The organism is Psychrobacter sp. NG27 (genome assembly GCF_016106655.1).
GTDB lineage: Bacteria > Pseudomonadota > Gammaproteobacteria > Pseudomonadales > Moraxellaceae > Psychrobacter.
On record NZ_JADGIN010000010.1, the window covers coordinates 12,472 to 36,484 of the forward strand.

General features: G+C 43.7%; 21 protein-coding genes and 1 riboswitch. Of the genes, 9 read left to right on the forward strand and 12 right to left on the reverse strand.

The genetic code is table 11. The features are described 5' to 3' along the window. Nucleotides 1–208 precede the first annotated feature (208 nt). The gene (locus IP485_RS12320; RefSeq protein WP_198327457.1) at nt 209–1,333 is read left to right on the forward strand and encodes a YeiH family protein; all 1,125 of its coding nucleotides are present in this window, start codon (nt 209–211) and stop codon (nt 1,331–1,333) included. 246 nt (nt 1,334–1,579) lie between these two features. Here IP485_RS12320 and IP485_RS12325 read toward each other — a convergent pair whose 3' ends face one another. Both IP485_RS12325 and IP485_RS12330 read right to left on the reverse strand, forming a co-directional pair. Further along, a complete protein-coding gene (locus IP485_RS12325; RefSeq protein ID WP_010201661.1) occupies nt 1,580–1,789 on the reverse strand; it encodes a cold-shock protein in 210 nt (69 codons plus the stop codon). Nucleotides 1,790–2,033: 244 nt separating this feature from the next. Continuing rightward, a complete protein-coding gene (locus IP485_RS12330; RefSeq protein WP_194364583.1) occupies nt 2,034–2,456 on the reverse strand; it encodes a YbaN family protein in 423 nt (140 codons plus the stop codon). A gap of 370 nt (nt 2,457–2,826) precedes the next feature. Then, nucleotides 2,827–2,943, forward strand: a riboswitch (TPP riboswitch). A gap of 171 nt (nt 2,944–3,114) precedes the next feature. Here IP485_RS12330 and IP485_RS12335 point away from each other — a divergent pair. Beyond that, nucleotides 3,115–4,011 carry an ABC transporter substrate-binding protein gene (locus tag IP485_RS12335; RefSeq protein ID WP_198327458.1) on the forward strand — a complete coding sequence of 299 codons (897 nt, stop codon included), beginning with the start codon at nt 3,115–3,117 and terminating at the stop codon, nt 4,009–4,011. A gap of 222 nt (nt 4,012–4,233) precedes the next feature. On the opposite strand, the gene IP485_RS12340 is transcribed toward IP485_RS12335, so the two are convergent. The 3 genes from IP485_RS12340 to IP485_RS12350 form a co-directional block, all read right to left on the reverse strand. Further along, on the reverse strand, nt 4,234–5,532 hold the full coding sequence (locus IP485_RS12340; RefSeq protein ID WP_198327459.1) for a VWA domain-containing protein: 1,299 nt from the start codon (nt 5,530–5,532) through the stop codon (nt 4,234–4,236). Between the two features lie 8 nt (nt 5,533–5,540). After that, complete coding sequence (locus IP485_RS12345) at nt 5,541–7,097, reverse strand: hypothetical protein (protein ID WP_198327460.1); 1,557 nt, start codon at nt 7,095–7,097, stop codon at nt 5,541–5,543. 167 nt (nt 7,098–7,264) lie between these two features. Continuing rightward, nucleotides 7,265–10,198 (reverse strand): valine--tRNA ligase, encoded by a 2,934-nt coding sequence (locus tag IP485_RS12350; RefSeq protein WP_198327461.1) that lies wholly within the window; start codon nt 10,196–10,198, stop codon nt 7,265–7,267. Nucleotides 10,199–10,498: 300 nt separating this feature from the next. Here IP485_RS12350 and IP485_RS12355 point away from each other — a divergent pair, with 300 nt between their 5' ends. Next, nucleotides 10,499–11,623, forward strand: a complete 1,125-nt coding sequence (locus IP485_RS12355) for a formate/nitrite transporter family protein (protein WP_320159137.1) — start codon at nt 10,499–10,501, stop codon at nt 11,621–11,623. A gap of 147 nt (nt 11,624–11,770) precedes the next feature. On the opposite strand, the gene IP485_RS12360 is transcribed toward IP485_RS12355, so the two are convergent. From IP485_RS12360 to IP485_RS12385, 6 genes are all read right to left on the reverse strand, one after another. Continuing rightward, the gene (locus IP485_RS12360) at nt 11,771–12,694 is read right to left on the reverse strand and encodes a bile acid:sodium symporter family protein (protein ID WP_198327462.1); all 924 of its coding nucleotides are present in this window, start codon (nt 12,692–12,694) and stop codon (nt 11,771–11,773) included. Between the two features lie 306 nt (nt 12,695–13,000). Further along, nucleotides 13,001–13,507, reverse strand: a complete 507-nt coding sequence (locus IP485_RS12365) for a YbjQ family protein (RefSeq protein ID WP_198327463.1) — start codon at nt 13,505–13,507, stop codon at nt 13,001–13,003. Nucleotides 13,508–13,651: 144 nt separating this feature from the next. Then, entirely contained in the window at nt 13,652–14,092 is a 441-nt protein-coding gene (locus IP485_RS12370) for a YbjQ family protein (RefSeq protein WP_198327464.1), read from the reverse strand. 142 nt (nt 14,093–14,234) lie between these two features. Next, nucleotides 14,235–14,792 (reverse strand): UPF0149 family protein, encoded by a 558-nt coding sequence (locus IP485_RS12375; protein WP_194364575.1) that lies wholly within the window; start codon nt 14,790–14,792, stop codon nt 14,235–14,237. Nucleotides 14,793–15,060: 268 nt separating this feature from the next. Further along, a complete protein-coding gene (locus IP485_RS12380) occupies nt 15,061–15,297 on the reverse strand; it encodes a PA3496 family putative envelope integrity protein (RefSeq protein ID WP_057761656.1) in 237 nt (78 codons plus the stop codon). 213 nt (nt 15,298–15,510) lie between these two features. Next, nucleotides 15,511–16,941: a hypothetical protein gene (locus tag IP485_RS12385; RefSeq protein ID WP_198327465.1), complete on the reverse strand. Its 1,431-nt coding sequence runs from the start codon at nt 16,939–16,941 to the stop codon at nt 15,511–15,513. A gap of 370 nt (nt 16,942–17,311) precedes the next feature. Between IP485_RS12385 and serB the strand changes: the two genes are divergently transcribed. From serB to hemJ, 6 genes are all read left to right on the forward strand, one after another. Further along, a complete protein-coding gene (gene serB, locus IP485_RS12390; protein WP_198327466.1) occupies nt 17,312–18,550 on the forward strand; it encodes a phosphoserine phosphatase SerB in 1,239 nt (412 codons plus the stop codon). Between the two features lie 190 nt (nt 18,551–18,740). Continuing rightward, nucleotides 18,741–19,754: a DUF368 domain-containing protein gene (locus IP485_RS12395; protein WP_198327467.1), complete on the forward strand. Its 1,014-nt coding sequence runs from the start codon at nt 18,741–18,743 to the stop codon at nt 19,752–19,754. A 255-nt stretch (nt 19,755–20,009) separates the two neighbouring features. Beyond that, a complete protein-coding gene (gene aciT, locus IP485_RS12400) occupies nt 20,010–20,411 on the forward strand; it encodes an AciT family ciprofloxacin tolerance protein (protein WP_227686540.1) in 402 nt (133 codons plus the stop codon). Between the two features lie 264 nt (nt 20,412–20,675). Then, nucleotides 20,676–21,182 carry an SCP2 sterol-binding domain-containing protein gene (locus IP485_RS12405; protein WP_198327468.1) on the forward strand — a complete coding sequence of 169 codons (507 nt, stop codon included), beginning with the start codon at nt 20,676–20,678 and terminating at the stop codon, nt 21,180–21,182. A gap of 238 nt (nt 21,183–21,420) precedes the next feature. Then, nucleotides 21,421–22,572 carry a biotin synthase BioB gene (bioB, locus tag IP485_RS12410; RefSeq protein WP_198327469.1) on the forward strand — a complete coding sequence of 384 codons (1,152 nt, stop codon included), beginning with the start codon at nt 21,421–21,423 and terminating at the stop codon, nt 22,570–22,572. A 148-nt stretch (nt 22,573–22,720) separates the two neighbouring features. Further along, the gene (gene hemJ, locus IP485_RS12415; protein ID WP_198327470.1) at nt 22,721–23,155 is read left to right on the forward strand and encodes a protoporphyrinogen oxidase HemJ; all 435 of its coding nucleotides are present in this window, start codon (nt 22,721–22,723) and stop codon (nt 23,153–23,155) included. Nucleotides 23,156–23,263: 108 nt separating this feature from the next. Here the strand turns inward: hemJ and IP485_RS12420 are convergent, their stop codons facing one another. Then, complete coding sequence (locus IP485_RS12420) at nt 23,264–23,920, reverse strand: hypothetical protein (RefSeq protein WP_198327471.1); 657 nt, start codon at nt 23,918–23,920, stop codon at nt 23,264–23,266. Between the last annotated feature and the right edge of the window lie 93 nt (nt 23,921–24,013).

The window sequence follows — 24,013 nt, forward strand, 5'->3', positions numbered from 1 at the left end:
TGGTCTTATGTCAGTTTTTAGCCTGCCTTATTCACTGTGTGTCTTTTTTCGCTGCTCATGCGCGTATATCTATCTCTACAACAAAATTTAACCTAAAAAATCGATAGTTTATATCTTACTAATCTGTTTTTATTATAAATGTAGCGGGCATATACTGTCTATTTATAAGCTTATGCTTATCTTAATATCAGTAATAGGATGCCGCATCATGCAAACATTCGTCCAATCAGTCAGCAACTCCGTTCATAACTATACCCCCAATCACCGTCACTTAGCGGGATTGGTAGTCGTTCTGATTGGTAGTTTGTTTTGCTTATGGTTGGATAGCAGTTTAGATGTATGGTCAAACGGACGTATCGTCGGCTTATCCTCTTTAACGCTAGCGATTTTGCTGGGTATGATTTTGGGCAATACCATTTATCCCAAATTCGCTGAACGTTTAAACGGTGGCGTTTGCTTTGCAAAAGGTCAAATCTTGCGACTTGCGATTATGTTTTATGGGTTTAAGCTGACCATGACGCAAGTTGCGAGCGTCGGTATGCCAGCGATTATGACTGATGCTCTGGTACTGACGTCGACCTTTTTGCTGACCTATTGGTTGGGTACTAGATGGTTAAAAGTCGATAAAGAAACGGTTATTTTGATTGGCTCAGGCGCAAGTATTTGCGGGGCTGCTGCCGTCATTGCCGCAGAGCCAGTCGTCAATGCGCAAGCTCATAAAGTCACCATTGCCGTGGCGACTGTGGTCGTTTTTGGCACTATCGCGATGCTGCTGTACCCTTTTTTATATCATCTTGGTTGGTTACAACCTTGGCTAAGCGCCCAGCAGTACGGCATGTATACTGGCTCAACCGTACATGAAGTAGCACAAGTTGTAGTCGCAGGTAATGCAATTAATACTGAGATTGGCGATACCGCAGTCGTGACCAAGATGATACGCGTCATGATGCTCGCGCCTTTCCTGCTTGTGTTATCGTTTGCGCTAACCAAAGATAGCACCGTAGATAATGCCACTATAGAAGATAAGAGCAGTAAAAACGAGACAACATCATTTATGACCCGCGTCAAACAAGTCAAAGTGCCATGGTTCGCGTTTATATTTATCGGCATTGTGTTGATACATACTTGGGTGCCGATGTCTGAGAGTATCGTACGCAGTATGGTGATGCTAGATGATGTGTTACTGACGATGGCTATGTTTGCACTAGGCCTGACGACTCATTTGAGTGCCATTAAGCAAGCTGGCGTTAGACCTCTCATACTAGGAGCAGTTATGTTTGGTTGGTTAATACTGGGCGGTGGTCTGATCAATATTGGCATTAGCTTTATATAATAAACCGACTGTCCCTTTTTAGCTGCTTACATCACTACTTAATAAAAAAAACACCTCCGGCTATACAAATAGTCGGAGGTGTTTTTTTATCTGTCGTTTTGTCTAGTATGATTGGCTTAAGCCTTTTATATAAGGCTGTCACTAATTCTAATACCAATGTCTTAGATACTAAATCGCAGACGAAAAAAAACGAACCCGAAGGTTCGCTTTTTTACATCTATTCATCTATCTGTCTATAAAGACAAATTAGATAGCAACGATGTTATGTGCTTGTGGGCCTTTTTGGCCTTGAGTTACAGTGAACTCAACTTCTTGGCCTTCAGCCAAAGTTTTGAAACCTGAACCAGTGATTTCGCTGTAATGAGCAAAAACGTCTGCGCCAGTTTCTGGAGCGATAAAACCAAAGCCTTTAGCTTCGTTGAACCACTTAACTGTACCTTTTTGAGTATCTGACATATTGATAATCCTACTTTTAAATTTATTAATGGCCTAGTGACCGGTAACGCTTGCAAATAGCTACTGAACGATAAATATTAAAACGAAGGATTATAACTAATACTACGAGGTAATGATTTGGTGCAGAACTGCTCTTAAGCTTGGGCGTATTATAAGGGGTACATCCTAGTATCGCAAGTCTTATCTGACTTTTCGTGTAACAGAAGCCATTTATTGACCGATTTTGGCGCAAATTGCAACGATTTTAGGCATTCGGTAAACGGAACAAATACACCGCTACCCCACTACAGACAGCGGCTACCAGCCATGCCACCCACATCGTATCGGCAGGCAAACGATAAAACAACATAATTGTCGATGCGGCCATCATTATGGTTGCCAAACACTTGGCATATAGCGGAACGGCATGATTGTTTTCCCAATCACGGACGAATTTGCCAAAGTATTTATGATTGATCAGCCAAAAATGAAAGCGCCGAGAGCTACGCGCCCAGCAACCTGCTGCCAATAGGATAAAAGGCGCCGTAGGCATCACGGGTAATAATATACCAATAATGCCTAAGATAAAAAATATCCAGCCAAGCGTCAAAAACGTCCAACGCAGCATTGGGCTTTTGGATTGATTGGTCTTGGGTCTGTGATAAAACGCTTTTTTATTATGAGTCATATAAGTGATGTCGTTGGACGATACAGTGGTTGAGGTAAGTAGCCTTAAACGCTGTATACAACAGCTACCTGTTTAAGTAACTAAGCATGCAATATCAGTAAAAATTGTACAAGACTATTTATATGAGGTTTTTGCTATTGATAGGTATGTTTGGTTAGTCATTGGGTAAGTGTTGGCGCTAAATATCTTTGGCTTACTAAAAACTTGCTACTTAACACTCATACCGAACAGTGGTTGTTAAGTCTCAGTAAGGCATGTTGAGTACTATTTCATGACCTGTCATCGTTATTAGTTATTATCAACAGACTTGCGTCATGACTTATGTGTCGTCTATGATGGCGAGTATCAATCAAGAATAATGTAATACCTACCAATCTTGTCGGGGTGCTTTGATTTAATGCTGTAAATACAGCCCACATCATCGCTGAGACACACCCGTGAACCTGAAGCAGTTAGCACTGACGTAGGAAACAAGCGTGACACGCCCTCAGAGGTCTATAAATAAGAGCAGTCTATAGATGATGCACAGGTAATAACCATATCAAACGCCGAGCATCTGAAAGTTAGTATCGAGACCTTACTTTTCTTATTTGGCCTTTCTTGCTTTACCTTAATAGTATCAGTCTGATTGTTTTCCATAATCAAAAAGGAAACAAATATGCAGCCGACCACCAAACTTACTCTGACCCTCGAATGGTTTTTAAACCCTGATCACCTGCCCTTTATCGCTGGCGTAACGACGGGCGCATATGAGCAAGCAGGGCTTGATATCACCATTATCGAGCCAGATGATCATTATGATGGTTTTGCGGAATTACAGAACCAAAGCATCGATCTGCATGTCAATGAGCCTATCCATCTGTTTGAGCATTACGCGCCTAACTTACGTGCACTGGGCTGCTTTTTTGAGACCGATGGCGGCATATTGATGCAACGCGCCAGCATGGAAAAGCTAAAAAACAATCAGCCTATCCGTATCTTTACACCTGCTGCTGAAGAAAAAACCAATCGTATTGGCTTTGAGATATTAGCTCGCTATGCCAAGAAAAATGGCTTCAGTATCAGCCGTGATAATGTGACCTTTGTGCAAAAAGATTTTTATCATATAAAAAATATGCAAGAAGACCCAAGCCTCGATGGTGCATGGCTGTGCTTTTATAACTTTGAAGGCGTTGAAGCGACTCATGAAGGGTTGGACTTCGAGTTTATCGATCAGCATCTGTCACCTTATCCTAACTTTTCAGCGTTAGAGATTCTCACGACGGATGAGATCTATAGCGCGAAAAAAGAAGCGATAGATACCTTTATCCAAGTGACCAACCAAATGACGGAACTTTGTAAAAATAATCCAGACGCTGCGCACCGTATGTATTACGACTATAGTAAAACCGAAGCCGATACGCTGATGGATGCCATCATTGAAAACACGCTAGGTAGATTGATCACACCAATTAAGCCTGATGCAAGTAAGTGGGAAGAACTGCGCGAGATGCTAGCCGAAATCGATATCGTGACGTTGACTGATGATCAGTATCAGTCTCTTTGGGCACTGTAGACATTTTAGAAGTTAAGATATTTTGAACCATAAAAAACCGCCCTAGTATTTGCTATGGCGGTTTTTTAGTCAGTGATAATTAGCCAGTCATACTTAGTCAACGATAATAGAATAATAAAATTATTGCTGCACGATATAGACGATTCAATTTAAAAGTAGTACAAGGCAACCAAATGTAAACGTATATTAAATACTTCAAGCGAGGTTAACGCAGTCATACTTTTATAGTGGAACGACTATACCAAGTTGCTTGGCTTCTTTCAGCCACATTGGGAACTCTTCTAGCATATTCTCATACAAGGCTTCTTCGCTAATGTCATCCAAATCATCGAGTTCAAAGAAGTCGCAATTATCAATCACGCGCCCTGCCATGTCGTCTAGTTTTTTTAGGATGCCATAACCACGACCACCCAAGCCCACGAATTGCCAAAATATCGGTAGTTTCGCGGCATCCGTCATGACTCTCGTGATACCGCGATTATCATTCACCCCGCCATCACTGATAAATAGCACGTAAATAGGCACATCCAAGCCGTCTTTTTGATAAAACTCCGTCACGGCCTTCATGACCTCTGCTTCATTGTTAATGCGCGGGCCAAGTGCCCATTTGCGCCAGCCGCCATGAGCGTTGTCAATGAAACCGTCATAGTTGCTCAGCCCAATCTCGCCCAAATACTGCGGATCTCGGGCAAACGCCCAGCAGTCTAGCGCTTGGTCGTCATCGAAGCTCACTGCCAATGGCAATATGCGGTTGACTACCTCTTGCACGCGGCCTTTTTTGTACTGTCTGTTCATTGAGCCTGAGGCGTCTAGCACCAGTGCTACTTTTGCGGTTAATTGCTGCAATTGGCGTTTCTCAAGCGATATGGTGGCTTTTTTGGCCAGATTGACCAGTTTTGGCGCTTTGTCTAGCATGACCTTCTCTAACGATGGTTTTGTTTGAACTGGCGCTGCGGTCGGCGCTGCTGCTGTCGAGCTGCCCTCTTCTACATCGCCACCGAAATGCTGCACGATGGCGGCAAGTCCTCCATTAAAGCCTTGCGCGACGTTGGATACTCGCCAAACGCCACTCTTACGATAAAGCTGCATCAGCATACTGGCTTGCTGCTGGGCGAAGTCTGCTGCTTGATACGCTGCCTGTGCCTTTTGTGATTGCTGCCAAATGCCAATCTCTAGCGATTGAATTTGATTGAGCGGCGTGTCGGCTGATAACACAAAAAACAAGCTGTCTATATTCGCAGCCAGTTTGGATAAATTCACTGCAAACTCGGCTTGGATGCTTTTATTCGCCGTTGGCTGCGACTCGTAATGGGTGAGCTTGATTTGACCGCACGGTGAGGTTGGCTGATTATAAAACACCATGTAATCATCATTGATCAGTTTGCCCGCTGCGTCTAAGGCAAAGCAGCTGATATCCATCTCTATTGGGCTTTGGCGAGTGAACTTGAGCGTGATAGGTGCGGTATCATCAATAGCAAGGTTGCTTAGAGGCGCACGTTGTCCGACGGTAAGATGGTTCATGGTGTTCCTTAACGTTGTGTATGTCTTTTAATTGCTACAACAATTTGCCAGATCAGTATGCCAAACCAAATGTAAAACAATAAGCTGACAAACTCAAACCCACTTTTAGATTCCAAAAACCTACTCAAAGGTAAAAAATTTCTTGCAGCACTATTAGCGTAAACTGAAAGAGTATTAAACCAAGGATGAATAAAATAATTGTGACTATCGAAGTACCAATCATGAAAATATAGTAAGGTCGTATATAAAATTAGGCTAGCTATTAGCCAAATAATAGGTCTTATATAATTTCTGCCGAACTCAGATATTAGATCATTCACGTTATATACTAACTTATCCCAGAAACCGCCTTCTTCCTTCAACTCATTTTTAAATGCTTTCATCTCTTGAACAAAAAACCTATTTGCTTCAAGAGTATTCCCTCTAGAATCAAATGAATACTTTATAATTCTAAATGTCTCTCGATTAGTATTGTGAGGGTTGATATTTGACTTTAAGAAATTGGGTTGTTCTCTTAAGTCCACATTCTCGAAATCTAAACTATAGAAAAAACTAGTGTTCTTAAAATTTGAAGCATTCACGAAAGTTACATATTTAAATTGAGTTGTATGCTCGTCAGACTCTAAGAACTCTCCATCTGCTTTGCCAAACTTAACTTCCTCGAAATCTGCTACATCAAGAAACTTAGTCCTGTTAAATTTTGCTCGAACAAATGAACTATTAGAAGCATCAAACATGCCATCTATGACTACATTTGTACAATTTAAGGTAGTGACATTGGCTTTCAGCATCCAAAATCCTATCAAAAAATTTGTATTTTCAATCCAAAGATACGAGATATGTGTACTATTTAATTTAAATCCTCCATCGAAATTGCAGTCACATATCTGTAGAGTAGATAATTTCAGTTTTCTTTCATCTATATCTAAAAAAGGTTCCTTCTTAAGAATCGCATTTTTAAATTTAATAAAGTTCTCAAACACACAACCTGAGAACAAGCTCTCACCAAAAGTATATTTATATCTACCTTCACGACCTATGTACACTTTATCTTCAAATACACATTGATAAAAAATAGAATTTTTCTTTAATAAGAATAAAGCTGCTGGCTCGATGTATATCTCACATTTAAAAACACATTGCTCAAAAAAAACTCCCGTAGACTTTAGATTAAAAAATTTCACATAGAATACACATTTATCAAACCATATATTTTTAAAAATTATCAAAGTTTCTGTATAGTTAATTAGCGTTATACTTGGAAATGAAATTCCATGAAAGCCTATTTCATATTCACAAAATTTCTCCCTAAATATCATTGACTCATAAAGGCATTTATTGTTTTTCCTATACTTTGCTATTTCCTTTATATAACGCTCATCTTCTGAATCGGGAATATATCGCGATAAAACTTCATCAAGAATATAAAAATTTAGAAGCCTATTGAATTCGCTTAAGACATTATTTATCGAATCTTCGTGAACACAATCTTTGTCACAATGTAGAGCACATTCATCAAGATCTTGAAATGCCTGATTATCACAGCCATCAACTCCACATTTCATATATATTTACCTTGATAAACATCAATATTAGAACTCAAGATAATAGCATACGAATATTGAGTTTTTTTCAGGCCTAAGAATTAATTAGTTAACTAACCAGTAGGCAATAAAAAACGCCATCACAATCATGACAGCGTTTTTTATTACTATAGATATTTACGCTTTTTTTACAACGCTTTCAACTGCTCCATCTGCGCCGCCATCGCGGTCAACTGCCCTTCTAACTCAGCCAGTTTCGCTTTCTCAGCATCGACCACTTCCGCAGGTGCTTTACTGACAAAGCCTTCATTACCCAGCTTACGCGCGATGCCTTCGGATTGACCTTTCAACTTATCATATGACTTACCTAAACGCGCCAGCTCAGCCGTTGGATCGATCAGACCTTTCATCGGTACGAGTACGCGTAGCTGACCGACCATACTTGATGACGATAGTGGCACTTCATCGCCTTCTTTGACGATCGCTAAGCTCTCAACTTTGGCAAGCGCTTTGAACTGGTTTTTGATACGTGATAGACGCGCATCTTCATCGCTAGAGATGTTTTGTAGTAGCACTGGCAGACGTACCGCATTGCCCAGTTTCATCTCACCACGGATGTTACGGACGCTAGCGATTAGCTCTTGTAGCCACGCCATATCCGCCTCAACTTGCTCACTGATTTGTGCCTCATCCGTTTTTGGATAGTCAGCGACCACGATGCTGTCGGTGTTTTTGCGACCCAGTAGTGGTGCGACCGTCTGCCAAATTTGCTCGGTCAGATACGGCATGATTGGATGGCTAAAGCGTAGCGCCGTCTCTAGCACGTGCAGCAGTACATAGCGGATTTGCGCTTTGCGTTCGTCCGATACCGAGTCATCATTCAGACTGGCTTTGGCAAGCTCAACGTACCAATCACAGTACTCATTCCAGATAAATTCATAGATATCTTGGCTGACCATATCGAGACGATATTGAGCGAAATGCTGATGGATATCGGCAACGGTAGAGTTCAGACGACTCATGATCCATTTTTCTGGCAATTCCCAAACGTCAGGGTTCGCCGCTTGGTCGATAGGCTTGGCAGCACCTTCGCTATCGACACAGTTCATGAGTACAAAGCGGCTGGCATTCCAGATTTTATTACAGAAGTTACGATAGCCTTCGACACGCTTTAGATCAAAGTTGATATCGCGACCAGTACTGGCAAGGGAGGTAAAGGTAAAGCGCAGTGCATCCGTACCAAAGGCTGGGATGCCTTCTGGGAACTCTTTACGCGTTTGCTTTTCGATTTTGGCCGCGTCTTTTGGATTCATCATATTGCTGGTGCGTTTTTCAACCAATGCCTCTAGATCAATACCGTCGATCAGGTCAATCGGATCTAAAACGTTACCTTTTGATTTTGACATCTTTTGACCATTGCCATCACGTACCAGACCATGCACATAGACAGTCTTAAACGGTACTTGCGGCGTGCCGTCTTCGTTTTTCACGAAGTGCATGGTCATCATGATCATGCGGGCAACCCAAAAGAAGATAATGTCAAAACCTGTCACCAACACGCTGGTTGGGTGGAAAGTGTCCATCACGCGTGGATCGGCGTTGACGTCTGCCCAGTCAAGCGTACTGAACGTCCATAGACCTGAGCTGAACCATGTATCGAGCACGTCATTATCTTGGCGCAATACGACATCGTCACTGAGACTGTACTTGCTACGTACTTCTGCTTCGTCACGGGCGACATATATTTCACCCGTCGCATCGTCATACCATGCAGGGATACGATGTCCCCACCAGAGTTGACGGCTGATACACCAGTCTTGCAGATCGGTCATCCACGACATATACATGTTTTTGTACTGCGCAGGGACGAATTCGATGCTGCCGTCTTCTACCGCGTCAATCGCAGGCTTGGCAAGCTCTTTGACAGCGACATACCACTGATCGGTCAACCACGGCTCAACGATCGTACCGCCACGCTCAGCACGTGGGGCTTTTAGTGCGTAGTCCTCGATATCTTCTAGCCAGCCCTGCTCGCCTGCCTGCGCTACAAGGAACTTACGTGCGGCAAAACGCTCAAGTCCTGCGTATTCGCTAGGCGTAGTTTCTAGCTCTGGCTCACGCGTCTGCAAATCAGGATACACTTCCATCGATGCTAAGATATTGGCGCGCTCATCAAGGATATTGATGAGTGGCAAGCTATGACGACGACCCAATTCATAATCGTTGAAATCATGCGCTGGAGTTATTTTAACGCAGCCCGTACCGAAGTCTTTTTCGACATAATCATCAGCGACGATAGGCACGACGCGACCAGTGATTGGCAAGGTAATCGTTTTGCCGACCAAGTGCGCATAACGCTCATCGCTCGGATTGACGGCGACAGCGGTATCACCAAGCAAAGTCTCAGGACGCGTGGTGGCGACGACCAGATAGTTTTTACCGTCTTGAGTCAGCAGCTCTGTGTCCGTGAAATGATAGCGGAAATGCCACAAGCTGCCTTTTTCGTCGTGGTTTTCTACTTCTAAATCTGACAGTGCGGTTTGGAACTTTGGATCCCAGTTGACCAGACGCTTACCACGATAAATAAGGCCATCGTCGAACAGGCGTACGAACACTTCTTTTACCGCATTGGACAGACCATCATCCATGGTAAAACGCTCACGTGACCAGTCAACCGAGCTGCCCAAACGGCGAATTTGGCTAGTGATATTGCCGCCCGACTCTTCTTTCCATTCCCACACTTTATCGATGAAGTCTTCACGCGTCATATCACGGCGCTTGATACCTTGCGCCTCCAAGCGACGCTCAACGACCATCTGGGTCGCGATACCTGCATGATCCGTACCCGGCTGCCAAAGCGTGTTGTCACCATCCATGCGGTGATAACGCGTGAGCGCATCCATGATTGCGTTGTTAAAACCATGTCCCATGTGTAGCGAGCCAGTGACATTCGGCGGTGGTAGTGCGATAGAAAATGACTCGTCTTTATCAAAAGTCGGCTGAAAATAGCCGCTTTCTTCCCAGCCTTGATACATGCCTGCTTCGACTTCTGCAGGATTATAGGCGTTTTCAAGTTGGCTCAAGGCCGCTTGGATAGAGGCGGTTAGGTTGTGGTTACTCATAATGGCATTATCTTTTATTGATTGAATGTGATCAAAGTTAATTGAATTAAAGCGAATATAAAAATTAGGAAAATCATGAATACAGTGATTTTAACGCAGATAGGCAGATTTTGTTAGATGGTAAGGCAATTTATAAAGCCTGAAGGCAGTTTTTAATCAAATTGTTAATCAATTAACAACAGCAATTAGCTCGATGCTAAACATAATCAGCGATCGTCATGCGATAGAATATAGCTTCTGTCTCTACGTTAGACATATCCTATATAGCAAAACTATTATCTCTTAACCAGTGAGCTTACCGTGCCCCAAGATATTGATAGTCAGACTAATCATCAAAAAGACCCGCAAGCCTCATTTACAGATGATGAGCATTTGGCGGATGACAGTCATAAACAAGGCCAGCAAGAAAGCAGTTCTAATAACAACGTTGATGACGATGCTAATGACAACTCTAATGACAACGTCGGTGACAATGCTAATAACAACACCAATGAGACAAAAGCCACTGAAGACCTAAAAGATAATGATCTGCCAGAAGAAATCAGTGATGAAGACAAAGAAACCATCAAAAAAGTCGCCAATGATGACAATTTGAGTCATGCAAAAAGCTATGCCAGCATTTTAGTCGAACAAGTCATGGATGCCAAAGAAACGTTTGAGCGCTCGCTTGGCTCACTATTCACTAGTGCCTTTACCGCTGGGCTTGAGATTGGTATTAGCTTCTTTATGATTTTATCGGCGTTTGCGCTTCTAAATGAGGTAATACCAAGTCACTATGCCATGGTGCTGTCATCCCTGCTGTATCCGATCGGCTTTATTATCGTGGTCATTGGTCAGTCGCTACTATTCACAGAGCAGACTTCCCTCTTGAGCTTGCCAGTCTTAAATAAAATTGAACCGTTGCACAAATTGCTGCGTCTATGGGGCATAGTGATTGCGGGCAATATCGTTGGCGGCTGTCTATTTGCCGCGTTGATGGTGGGCTTAGGGCTACATATGCATCTGTTTACAGACCATGCCATCGATGTCTATGCCGAGCATATCTTGGGGTTTGAGTGGTGGATGATATTTGGTAGCGCCGTACTGGCAGGTTGGATGATGGGTGTGACCGCATGGCTTGTGACCTCGGCACGCGATACACTGAGCCGCATTGTTTTAGTCACCATCATTACGGGCAGTATCGGATTTTTGGGTTTACATCACAGTATCGTAGGCAATATCGAAGTGTTTTCAGCGTTACTGTATGGCAATACTGTCAGCCTCTGGCGCTACTTAGTGTTTTTAGTCGTGGTACTGGTGGGCAATACAGTCGGTGGCGTGGTGTTTGTCGCGGTACTTAAAAACCGTACGTTCTTATTTGAAATCGAAAAAGTAAAAGAACAGGCCGCCGAGGCAAGAGCAAAATTGGATAGGCGTCGATTCTAGAGCGTGTCCTCAATTCAATCGATGGTAATCTAAATGGATTGAAAATGGCTAAAAACAGCGATAAACGCAAAAGCCCACAACAACCTTCATCAGTCAAAGGGTGTTATGGGCTTTTTTTAGCAGTGCACTACTCATATATCGAGTGTATTACATTCTACGCGCTGCCAACACGCTGCTTTCAACTTCGGTTCTTTTGGCTTTATTGTGTTGAGCGCTAAATACTCTGACCATGATACCTGCGGTCAAGAACATGATGAGTGTATAAATAGCAGGGGTCATCGACATTTTATAGTTGGCCAATAGCGTCAATGCCATAAACATTGAAAGCGTACTGTTTTGCAGGCCCACTTCCATGGTAATGGATCTTCTTTGAGCTGGGTTTAGGCCGAACCATTTACTGGTGTAATAACCAAGTGCCATCGTCGATACGTTCAATATCAAAGAGACAGGGCCAGTCGCGATCAAGGCTTCGACGATAATATCTCGTTGTACATAGCTTAAGAAAAGTACCAAGAAGCTCAAAAATATCACGCCAAAACGAGACACCATCACCTGTCCCTTATCTGCCGCGTTAGGCGCATAGCGTTTGATCAGCATACCAATACTAACGGGCAGAATAGTCAGAGCAATCAAGCTAACCATAGTCTTGACCACTGGCAACTGAAACTCACTACCCGCGCCCATGAAGTACACGAGCGAAAAGCTAAGCACGATAGGAATGGTAAAGACAGTAATGACACTGGCAATAGCAGTCATCGTGACTGAAAGTGCGACGTCGCCTTTGGCCAAATAAGTAAATAGATTTGATGTCGTGCCACCAGGGCACAATACCAGTAACATAACCCCAACGGCATACTCAGGCTCTAGGGACATGGAGGTTGCCAAGAAAAAGCCTACCAGTGGCAAGAATATCAGCTGATTGGTTAGTCCTATGGCGACTGCTTTAGGGTATTTGATGACTCTCTTAAAATCATTGGTGACTAACGACAGACCCATTCCCATCATAATCAAAAAGATACTAATAGGAATGACTTTTGAATTTACAAACGTGACTAACTCCACACCTTCCATAACTACATCCTTGTAGATAGCGCCCTTACATGGGCAAGTTTATAACAACTTCGTAATGCTCAATCAGCCAATCCTGCTGATATCTTGGGTAAAAGCCACCGACGTTGTCAGCTCTTTATATGATACATCTTTCGCACAATCGTGTTTTAGAACGACAATTCTTTGATAATACGGGTTCATACGAACCAAAATAATAACGGAACGGCAAAATTTAGTATATCGCTGTAAAAGTGTATGTATTTGATTTTTTTGACTACTCGTCAGTCAACTATGAATTTTTATACTTGAAGACAAGCTCAAAACAATTTAAAGAGAGGTTTGATGATTGATAGAAGAGGTAGTGTGAGAGTGGTCAATACTGATGACGGCAGTACCGTAAGCGATGGCTTCTACCATGCTGCCTAATTGATTGATATTGGTCACTTCAAGGCGTAACCCATAAATATGCGTGTAGCCTTTGGCTTTTGCGTCAGCGCGCATACGTACGATGGCCTCACGGCGCGCGCGATCTAGCAGTGTCTCGTAGGTGGTTAGGTTTTTGCCAAAGATACTAAGTACACGAGCGATAATCATTTTAAAGTAGTCTTGAGCAATCACCACGCTACCAAGTACCAGCTCACCTTCACTACCAGCTGCCAACTTAGGACGGTATAAACGTTCGCTGGAGACTGTAATATCACCCAGATCCTGCTCTGCCACGCGCAGCTGCGTTAAGTGCTGACGCTCATGGCGCGACCCAAAAAACCAACCAACAATAAATAAGCAAACAAACGGCCCATAATTGATGAGCATTTGCGTGAGTGAGTCATTCATAGCACGTTTCTCATCATAAAAAGCATCGGTGCTTTTAGGATTATAGGATTATAGGATTATAGGATTATAGGATTATAGGATTATAGGATTATAGGATTATAGGATTATAGGATTATAGGATTATAGGATTATAGGATTATAGGATTAGCCAAAAGGATTGAAACGCGGTAAGTCATCGGGTGTGACTTGGGTTTGAGGATTTGTGTTTTGACTGGAGTGATCGTGACCACCACTTGGTGGGGCTTGATACGGCTGTTGAGATATCGGTGCGACCTTGACTGCCGTCCCATAAACAAAAAGCTCAGAGGCACCTTGGGCGATACTTGAGGTCGAAAAACGCAGACCGACAACGGCATCAGCGCCGAGCGCTTCAGCTTTGACAATCATGCGATCTATCGCTTCTTGGCGCGACTCTTCTAACAGCTCCGTATACGCGGTCAGCTCACCACCGACGATGTTTTTTAGCCCAGCAAACAAGTCTTTGCCGACATGCTTTGAGCGTACCGTACTGCCATACACCACGTCTAAGCGCTCAGTAATTTGATAATTAGGCAGGTGTTCAAGATTAGAGAGTTGCACAGTCATGGTATGACCTTATCGGTGACTTATAGAGTAGCTGATAGAATGAGTAAAGCTGTGTGACGCCGCTCAAACAAAAGACAGTACTGGCAGCACTGTCTTTTATAATCACGAGTGTTGAACCTGTCCAGTCATCGGTATGCGACGACTAGTCATTGGTATGAAATAATAAGAACAGCTCAGTCAAATTGCCTTCGATGCTATTGGCCATTTGTACCATTTTGTCTTCGTCAGCACGCATCTGAGCAAGCTCTGGATCTTCATCATCGATACCGCTTAGGACGATCATCGGTAGCGTCAATACAGCGACATCTTCTGCTGTATCTTCATCTTCAAACCAGTCGCTTGCTTCATCACCATACATCGCATCCACAAAGCCAATCGACCAAGCGACGATATCTGATTCGTCAGAGAAATCAACAGCGACCTCTTCGTCTCCTGCATCTTCGCTAAATGGCAGCTCAATAGGCGTCTCATTTTTTAGCTCCGCCATGATAGAATCGCGCCAGCGCTTGATACCATCGATGACGTTTTCTGGAATCTCGCTCACGTGACCTTCAAACAGGGCGTCGAGCCAGTTAGGCAAGGGACGACCGATGACTGTCGCAGTCAAAAACCCATGAGCTGCGACGCTATCGAGCACAAACTGGCTCTCTTGATTGTCCAAATAGTCTAGTAATTCATCAAAACTTAGTTGATTACTCATGGTTCGGTTATCCTTGAAGTATAGAGTATGTCAATCGTCAAAAACGATCGGTTAATGCACGATAGCAGATAATCTGAGCATAAAGGCTGCTTGAATAACCAAAACCAAACAAGCTATTAGATCCAGTGTCATCGAACCGATGAGCTTTTAACGCTCGCTCGTATCGTAACCGCTCAAAACAACTGTCAAAAGCCAGTCTATCCGATTGGGTAGATGAGCACCGATGATTAAAGCACTTTAGTCAGCTTAAACGAATGATGTCTAAAAATTAGAAATCGTCGTCATCCCAATCATCGCCATCTTCATCGAAGTTGTCGATATCATCCAAATCGTCTTTCAACTCTTTGGCCAGACGCTTTTCTTCTAACAAATTATCAATCAGTCGGCGCTTTTCGAGACTGCTTAGACGTGTACGTACACTCGTCTCGGCTTCTTCGACCATCTTTGCATCATCATCGTCGACAAAATCATCATCAAAATCGTCGTCAATATCAGCGTCACTCATGACAAACTCCTATCATTTTTAGGCAAGGGTATTAAACATACAGTAATATATATATGCCTTATAAAGTCTCTACTGAATGTTGTCAATCCTTTTTCTCAATATGACCCATCTCATTTTTCAGACTGGGTCTGCAATATGACTCATATAGCAGACAATTGTACTGTAAATAAGCGAGCGCAAAATACGGCTAAGCATCAGTATATATTTAGTCTATTACTCATCTTCTTCGATCATCAGTACTGCATTACGAACGTCTGCCAAACGCTGAATCATCGAATCATTACCACCATCAAATATCGCACATTCACGCTCATAGACGGTGGTGGGTCGCATGATGCTGTGTACTTGGATATGATTACTGATCTGTTTGAGACCATTGTTTGGCAATAGAATCAGTAACTGCTCTTTTTTACCAATGCTCTGTAATAAGTGAGTCATGGCCTCTGACTGCGCGTCATCACTCACGCCTGCTTTCGCAGGTAAAGCAAAGCGCGACAACTCGATATGCTTATCATGAATGATTTTGTTGAGCATCAAGTACAACTTGGCAAGCATTACCCCTGCCAGTGCCACTTTAGCATGGCTATTGTCAGCTTTTAGCACCACGCTAGCGCCATTGTCTGCAAATTGCGCCTCATTCATCGCACTAACACCGAGCAGCAACGGTTGTTTAAGCAATTCTGTCACCGCTTGATTAAAGAGCTGTGTACATAGCGCCAAATATGGCAAACGCTGGGCAGGTGCAAGGCGCTCAAGCATATTGAATTCATCATGAAAGACAATCTGTACTCTCACCTTATCTACGGAGCGTGTCGCAGATAGCTTGGATGATTGGTGGCCAGTCCCTGCACTATCGGTCTCAGTGGTATTACCCTCACCTGATAGACTATCTGCATCAGTATCTACCGAGCCGCCAGTCTTCTCTGTAGTCTCTGGGGTTTGCTGCGTTCTTAGGTAGTCGTTTACCTCGTTTTGTACATTGAACTTACGCGCACTGGTGACCATGTCATCGATTTCGCTCTCACTAGCAGCAGGTGGATGATTATTCGCTGCGGCATCAGATGAGCGTTCGATATCTCGATTATAGCCACGCTGATCGACTTGTGTATACTGCTCAATATATAACTCTTGGATATCATGGCTCAGCGCATTGATCTGCTCTTTGGTAGGGCGTGCCAAGTAACCATACAGCAGCCAAAGCAATAAATGCAGCAGCATGGTGCCTATAACAAACGGCCATTGCATGGCGATAATCTCGCCTTTACTGATATCTTTCAATGTCAATGCCACGCTACCGATTACCGCATCGCCATTGGTCGCGATTTGACTAATGGTATCGCCTTGCTGCATCGGTGCATTACCGACGGGCACCAATATCTCGTCGTTATTGTCTTTAATCAGTATCCGTGTCACGTCTTGCTCACTAGTATAGCGATTGGCAATGACACTAAGACTGACACGATCTTTGTTTTCTAACGATAGCCTTGCTTCATCAATCAGCTGGGCGACCATCTGCTCGCCTTTCAACGCACGACTGTTGCTCAGCTGCTGGTCGGTACTGATGACCAATAGCAGCGTCTGCAAACAAAAACTAACCAAAATAATAATGGCAAACAACCCTTGCCGCGGCGCTAAATACGTCATGATATAGTAAACTTTTTTGGAGAAAAGAAATTAAAAAACGAGGCATTCGCTCATTTTTTGGCTGGTTTGATAAAGCTAATTTGCATAAAGCGGATATCTATAAATCGAGGTCAACACGATCATTTTTCTATAGTACAAGGGATATAGAAGCGTGACTTTTTATCTTGTCCACTATATCACCATAACAAGCCTGATGGCGTGAGTCACTTTATAAATTTATCACAATGACGCGATGGTTTTTTTCTGGTCATTTGCGCCATGATTGTGGTTTTTTTACGCCATTGATACTTTGCGTGTCATCTATAGGCGCTGCCCAGTAAAACTGTTATTATTCCCAATCTTATACGAGCATACAAGGGACAATTGAGCCATGCCAAAAAATACATCTTATTCGTTACCAAAAGACAGCAAAGCATGGCAGCAAGCCGTCGACTCTATTGCGGCATTATTACCTGAAGATACTAATTTGCAAGATTTTGATGCGCTACAGTCGCTGCCTGTTTTTGCGCTCATCGTTGTATTGCCGACTCACGTATCTACGCTAGATATTCATCAATATGTTCAGTCATGGGTCGATGAACAGCCCAACTGGCATTTAGTGACGGTCGCTGAAGACACGGATGCCAGTTTTGTCAGTATCACAGTTTCTGATACAGAGCCAACGGCTGACGGTGCACAGCGCCTTCCCTTTACCCATGCTCAAGTATTCCGTTACCTGCTAGTCCCTGTCAATGATACGCTGATGCATCCTGGCAAAAAGACCGCTGCCGCGCACATCATTGATGATCAGCTAACCACACGCTTGCGTCGTGATTTGACAGAAGAGTACAACAATACGCGCAGTGCAGATAGCACCGGCAACATAAACGTCGTTGACTGCCATATCCTATCTGTCGGCCATATGCTACGTACTCATAAACTTGCCTGCTTTGATATGGATTCAACTTTAATTGAACAAGAAGTCATCGTAGAGCTGGCCAAAACCGCAGGCATTGGTGACGAAGTCGAAGCCATCACTGAGGCCGCCATGCGCGGTGAAATTGATTTTGATGAGTCATTCGCTCAGCGTGTGGCATTATTAAAAGGCACACCAATTGACGTACTGGATGATATCTGTAGCCGCTTGACCGTCTCGGTAGGCGCGCGCACCACCATCAGTGCGCTAAAAGGATTGGGATATCATACTGTACTGGTATCAGGCGGCTTTACATACTTTGCTCGTTATATCGCTGAGCAGTTAGGCATTGATGAAGTGCATGCCAATGCCTTAGATATCGACGAAGGTGAAGTCACCGGTCATGTGCAGTGGCCTATCGTCAATGGTGACAAAAAAGCCGCCATCGTCAAGCATACCGCTGAACGCTTGGGTATTGAGATGTCACAAGTGGTCTGCATTGGTGATGGTGCCAATGACTTGCCAATGATGGCCATTGCTGATCTAGGCGTCGCTTATCATGCCAAGCCCATCGTACAAGCACGTGCCGATGCCGCTATCAACGTGACAGGGCTTGAAGGCACTCTCTATGCACTTGGCTATCCTGCGCTGTCTGATACCCAATCTAATACTGGGTCTAATACTGAGTCTGACATAAAGCCTGATGCTGGGTAATTGCTAAGTACATGAAACGATCTCATAAGCTGGGTTAATGCTTTGTCATTGATCTGGCTTTTGTGCTTTATGTGGTTTTATATTACTTTTGTATTGCAGTCTTACCATAGTGAGACTGCTTTGATGTTTTACCATGATACATAACCCCAATTTTAGATAACACTGATTCTTAAACGATAAAGGAATGTTTATGACGGCACCACAATCTCCACGGCCAAACCAGCCGTCAGTTCCGCAGCCATCGCAGTCAAAACAGTCATCAGATATGAGTACCACGCCGACTCATACTGACAGTCCAAAACAGCTCTTGGGGATTTATGTCAGAGGCATGGCCATGGGCGCTGCTGATATCGTCCCTGGCGTCTCTGGTGGTACCATCGCTCTGATTGCTGGTATCTATGAGCGTCTGATTAATGCGCTTGGCAGTATTGGTCCCAATCTTTGGCAGATATTTCGACAAGAAGGGGGTATCAAAGGTTTGCTTGCCGTTTGGCGACAGGTTGATGCGACCTTTTTATTATGTTTGGTACTGGGTATTGCCACCAGCTTCGCTACCCTAGCCGGCATTATTAAACACTTACTGGATAATGAGCCGCTGCTCATTTGGTCGTTCTTTTTTGGATTGGTAGTTGCCACAGTATTTATTTTACTCAGTGAGATTGAGCGCTGGAATATAGGCCGTGCAGTATTGTTTGCTACTGGATTGGGTGCTGCGGTGGTCATTAGCAGTTTGCCATTACTCACAACCACACCCAGCTTACCCTACTTGTTTTTTGCAGGGGCAATTGCCATTTGTGCGATGATTCTACCGGGTATATCAGGCTCGTTTATTCTATTGTTGCTCGGCGCTTACGATACGGTGCTAGAAGCTGTTCATACCATGAATTTGAGTATTGTTCTTACCGTTATGGCAGGGATGGTAACTGGATTACTGTTATTCACACGCGCCCTAAAGTGGTTACTATCACGTTACTATCAAGCCACTTTGGCCTTACTGACGGGCTTTATCGCAGGCTCCTTGATAAAAGTATGGCCATGGAAAGTAGATGCCTTAGGTGCTCTAGATAATGAGGCCGTCAATAATGTCATGCCATGGCAGTATCCTACTGGTGCACACTGGCTAACGACCATCGGACTCATGCTACTCGGGGCGATTTTAGTATCGTTATTATCTTGGTGGGGCAATCGTGCCAATCGAGTTTAAGTCTTCAGCAAATCTGTCGCCTCTGACTGTTAGTTGACACCACCTTGTCAAACCCAATCAAACTCCTTCTACCCTCTAAAATAAGCGCCGCTCTTTACGGCGCTTAGCCTATCCTCTAGCAATTAAAAATCGCAAAAACCATCCAAAAAACCAAACGTCAACGGTTGTCGCAAAGTCGCCTCCCCCCTCTTTAGCTTTGTCCAACAACCTTTCATAATAACTCTATTGGAATTCACCTTATGAATAGCGAGATGAATGATGTTATTAACTATATTTTCTTTTGTTGGTGTTGAGGCGTGGGGCGTTATAACATGGCTGGGCTATGGATTACTGGCAGGACTGGTCGTGGCCCTCGCTCTATCATCGCAGCGTTGGCTATTGCTCTATCTGTTTGGCGGTATGGCCTACTGGTTGGCTGTCGAAGTCGTTCAAAACGTTTTGTCAGGTAGCACTATGTTCTTTGAACTGTCCGAGTGGCATCGCTATGTCATCGCGATGGGTGTGAGCTGGCTACCGCTAGCGGGCTGGGTACTGTACCGAGCATTGCGCTATGATGACGTGAGTCAATCTGTGCAGCAGCAGCGTGCGCTAGAGGCCGCACGCTATATTGAGCATACGCCTGTTTATGACGATGATTACAAACCGCGATTTCATTAATCCTGCCTGATCCTTCTTTCGATATTGCTTTTATCACCATATTATCTTTATGGCTGCTATCACTATAATATCGTTGCTGAGATATCACGCTTAGCAACGAGTCATGTCATAACAATATCAAATGTTACAAGATGCTTAACACTCTCTACTTAACTCCTAAAGAGTTCAGGTTACTGCATGGTTTATAATCGGGTTATATATTTGTCATAAGAATTGGTATAAAGTACGCCTTATTTTTATGCGTCATTTTTTAGGAGTTTTACTATGTTCACAGTTCCTGTGTTAGACATCAAATCTGATCCATTAGACGCTTTGTTGGCAGTCGTTGGCTATCGCTTATCAATGCTAGCTGATAGCAATGATGAAGCTGTCCAAAAGCTATTCGCTGATCGTGCGGTCACGATCGAATTTGCCAGCACTGAATCTGAGATTGCTCGTCATTTTATTTTTGATAATGGTCATTTTAGTCAGCAAAGCGGTCATGCAAAAACAGCAGACCTTACGATTACCTTTAAAGACTCTATGACTGGCGTCAAACTTTTGACCAAAGGCAGTTTGCCAGCATTTATGACTGCAGTACAAGAAGGCAAATTAAGCATTGAGGGGGATTATAGCCTCATGATGTGGTTCAATAAATTGGCCAAACATATCGTGCCAACTATTCCAGAAGAGTGCAAACCGTATCTGGACAAAGCCAAGCCTTATGCATATAAAGCACAGAAATTTGCTGAGCATTGGGTTGGTGTTGCTAAGCATAAACTGGGTAAATAATTCGCTATAAATGAGAGGTGTATTAAATGGAATCAAGAGGTGCGTTAATCAGTAGTCATTGATACAATAGATGGATAGTTACTACTTATATACGCCACTGTGATATTTATACATACTCTCCAGCAGTGTTCTGATTTTCTAAAAAGGTTACGGTATACTATATCGCAGCCTTTTTTATTATTTTAAAAACACAAAAACATTTAGATGTACCCAATACCGTTATAAAAGGATTTATCTCATGGCAGGATTACTTAACATCTCAGAACCCAATGCCGATAGCCACGCTCAGACACTCAATCATCAAAACAGTCGCGATGATTTTTTGGCCAGTTTAGCCACCGATGCCAACCAATCAACTCCGCACAAGCATAGCCGCGAAGAAATCGCCGCACTGTTTGATTTGCCATTGATGGATTTGTTGTTGCAAGCACAGACTGTTCACCGTGAGCATTTCACAGCCAATGAAGTACAGATCAGTACGTTGTTGTCGATTAAAACAGGTAACTGCCCTGAAGATTGTGGCTACTGCTCACAGTCAGGTCACCATCGCGATACCACCAAACTACAAGCAGAAAAACGCATCGAAGTAGACAAAGTCATTGCCGCTGCCAAACGTGCCAAAAACAGTGGCTCGTCGCGCTTCTGCATGGGTGCGGCATGGAAACATCCAAGCGCAAAAGACATGCCTTATGTGGTTGAGCTGATCAAAGAAGTCAAGGCACTAGGGCTTGAGACTTGTATGACGCTCGGTATGTTAGATACCAATCAAGCAACGCAGTTGGCGGATGCCGGATTGGACTATTACAATCATAATCTAGATACCTCACGCAGCTATTATGAGCAAGTCGTTAGCACACGCAGCTATGACGAGCGCTTGGATACGATAGAAAACGTGCGCAACTCAGGCATCAACGTCTGTAGCGGTAACATCGTAGGTATGGGTGAAAGCCGTGATGACCGCATCGACTGGGTACATGAACTACTCAAAATGCCAAAAGCCCCAGAATCAATCCCAGTCAATCTGCTAGTACCGATTAAAGGTACACCGATCGGCGATAAAGTATTGGCCGAAGGTCAACTGTCTGTCCTTGAATGGATTCGCACCATTGCCGTTTCGCGTATCTGCTGCCCAACCAGTTATGTGCGTCTGTCTGCTGGTCGCGAGAGCCTATCAGACTCTGAGCAAGCATTGGCCTTTATGGCGGGTGCCAACTCGTTCTTTTATGGTGATAAGTTGCTGACAACCGGAAACTCTAGTCAATCAGGCGATGACAGACTTATGCGTGAGCTTGGCTTAACCAAGCAGTTTGCGGCACCACGAGCGCCAAAAGTATTGCCTGTACTAGATGCGATGAGTGGTCATCAAACACAAGTGGTATTGGCTGATTAGTTTGACGGTGTGGAGCGACTATTTATCAATAATCTGCATTGCACTTGCGTTTGGGCCGTGTCATCAATTAGCCCTTATAACAAGCATATGAAAATAAGCCTAATATTAAAGAGCTAGTATTAAATGGCTGATAACAAGAGATTAAGTTATGGCAGATTATTTTAACTGGATTAAAGCGGCACACATCATTTCGATGGTCTGCTGGTTTGCGGCGATATTTTATTTGCCGCGTCTGTTTGTTTATCATGCGATGAGTGATGACACCATTAGCCAAGAGCGCTTTACCATTATGGAGCGTAAGCTGTATCGCGGCATAATGACACCAGCAATGATAGCGACATGGGTCTTTGGTCTATGGATGGTTGGGCTAGGTTGGGATGTGTATAAAACCCAAGGTTGGCTGCACGTTAAGATTTTATTAGTTATACTGCTATCCGGCTATCATGGCGCTTGCGGACTATATCGCAAAAAGCTGATAGACAACCCACACTATAAATCGCATAAGTTTTGGCGTTGGTTCAATGAAGTGCCAGTCTTTGCCTTGGTGATTATTGTCATTTTAGTCGTGGTAAAACCTTTCTAAAATTCGCGCCAAAACCAAAAGAATAATTGATATTTACCAATCAAAAGCGTCCGCCACGTTATCAGTGACGGACGTTTTTTTTATCACACTATGTGGTGCTAGGGATGCTTAGACACTAGGACGCATGATTTGATAGACGTTGCTCAAATCATACACACGGTAACGAGCCGGTTCGCGGCGGTTTTCGCCAGCATAACTGAGTATCAGTGCTTGCTTGGCACGCTCATCGACCCAGCCAACAAACAGGCCGCTATGCTCCACACCATTGTAACCATGATTGATATAGTAGAGCCAATCGCCCGCCTCAATCTCACTACTGTTGGCATAAGGGCCTTGACCATACGTGCCTTTATGGATGGTATTACGCGATACCCCTGCCCGATTGAACACCGCATTTAGATAGTCCCAGCAGCCACCTTTGATGATGGTGCGCTCGTTGAGCGCCATTTTACGCGCCATACTCACCACTTCACGTGCTGCCTGACTACTTTGTGTCTCCGCACTGCTCAGTAGCGGCAAATACTCACTATCGACATTATCATAACTCCCTGACAAAAACGCAGGCAATACTGATGGATACTGACGCTGTACCTCAGGATAGCGATAAGTAGTACTGATCGTAGATTGAGCCGACTTCTGAGCAATGAGTGCACTCATGCTGTCTGCATGGGCTTGGCTTACCGCGCTACAAGTGAGCAATAATAAACTGCAGGATGTGGCAATTGATGGCATAAATTTAGACATAGACATAGGCAAACGCGACATGACGGACTCCCGGTCAATGAACGTTCACTGACGGTGTAAATAATAATGAGGATTAAGTGTTGCACTGTTACTTATAAACCATTTAGGCACAAA

What these genes read in the sequence shown, in the direction of transcription:
- IP485_RS12320 (WP_198327457.1), top strand. Translation starts at nt 209, where the DNA reads ATGCAAACATTCGTCCAATCAGTCAGCAACTCCGTTCATAACTATACC.
- IP485_RS12395 (WP_198327467.1), top strand. Translation starts at nt 18,741, where the DNA reads ATGACGGCACCACAATCTCCACGGCCAAACCAGCCGTCAGTTCCGCAG.
- IP485_RS12370 (WP_198327464.1), bottom strand. Translation starts at nt 14,092, where the DNA reads ATGACTGTGCAACTCTCTAATCTTGAACACCTGCCTAATTATCAAATT.
- IP485_RS12380 (WP_057761656.1), bottom strand. Translation starts at nt 15,297, where the DNA reads ATGAGTGACGCTGATATTGACGACGATTTTGATGATGATTTTGTCGAC.
- IP485_RS12330 (WP_194364583.1), bottom strand. Translation starts at nt 2,456, where the DNA reads ATGACTCATAATAAAAAAGCGTTTTATCACAGACCCAAGACCAATCAA.
- IP485_RS12375 (WP_194364575.1), bottom strand. Translation starts at nt 14,792, where the DNA reads ATGAGTAATCAACTAAGTTTTGATGAATTACTAGACTATTTGGACAAT.
- IP485_RS12335 (WP_198327458.1), top strand. Translation starts at nt 3,115, where the DNA reads ATGCAGCCGACCACCAAACTTACTCTGACCCTCGAATGGTTTTTAAAC.
- IP485_RS12325 (WP_010201661.1), bottom strand. Translation starts at nt 1,789, where the DNA reads ATGTCAGATACTCAAAAAGGTACAGTTAAGTGGTTCAACGAAGCTAAA.
- IP485_RS12340 (WP_198327459.1), bottom strand. Translation starts at nt 5,532, where the DNA reads ATGAACCATCTTACCGTCGGACAACGTGCGCCTCTAAGCAACCTTGCT.
- hemJ (WP_198327470.1), top strand. Translation starts at nt 22,721, where the DNA reads ATGGCAGATTATTTTAACTGGATTAAAGCGGCACACATCATTTCGATG.
- IP485_RS12385 (WP_198327465.1), bottom strand. Translation starts at nt 16,941, where the DNA reads ATGACGTATTTAGCGCCGCGGCAAGGGTTGTTTGCCATTATTATTTTG.
- IP485_RS12420 (WP_198327471.1), bottom strand. Translation starts at nt 23,920, where the DNA reads ATGTCGCGTTTGCCTATGTCTATGTCTAAATTTATGCCATCAATTGCC.
- IP485_RS12360 (WP_198327462.1), bottom strand. Translation starts at nt 12,694, where the DNA reads ATGGAAGGTGTGGAGTTAGTCACGTTTGTAAATTCAAAAGTCATTCCT.
- bioB (WP_198327469.1), top strand. Translation starts at nt 21,421, where the DNA reads ATGGCAGGATTACTTAACATCTCAGAACCCAATGCCGATAGCCACGCT.
- IP485_RS12345 (WP_198327460.1), bottom strand. Translation starts at nt 7,097, where the DNA reads ATGAAATGTGGAGTTGATGGCTGTGATAATCAGGCATTTCAAGATCTT.
- IP485_RS12350 (WP_198327461.1), bottom strand. Translation starts at nt 10,198, where the DNA reads ATGAGTAACCACAACCTAACCGCCTCTATCCAAGCGGCCTTGAGCCAA.
- aciT (WP_227686540.1), top strand. Translation starts at nt 20,010, where the DNA reads ATGATGTTATTAACTATATTTTCTTTTGTTGGTGTTGAGGCGTGGGGC.
- IP485_RS12365 (WP_198327463.1), bottom strand. Translation starts at nt 13,507, where the DNA reads ATGAATGACTCACTCACGCAAATGCTCATCAATTATGGGCCGTTTGTT.
- serB (WP_198327466.1), top strand. Translation starts at nt 17,312, where the DNA reads ATGCCAAAAAATACATCTTATTCGTTACCAAAAGACAGCAAAGCATGG.
- IP485_RS12405 (WP_198327468.1), top strand. Translation starts at nt 20,676, where the DNA reads ATGTTCACAGTTCCTGTGTTAGACATCAAATCTGATCCATTAGACGCT.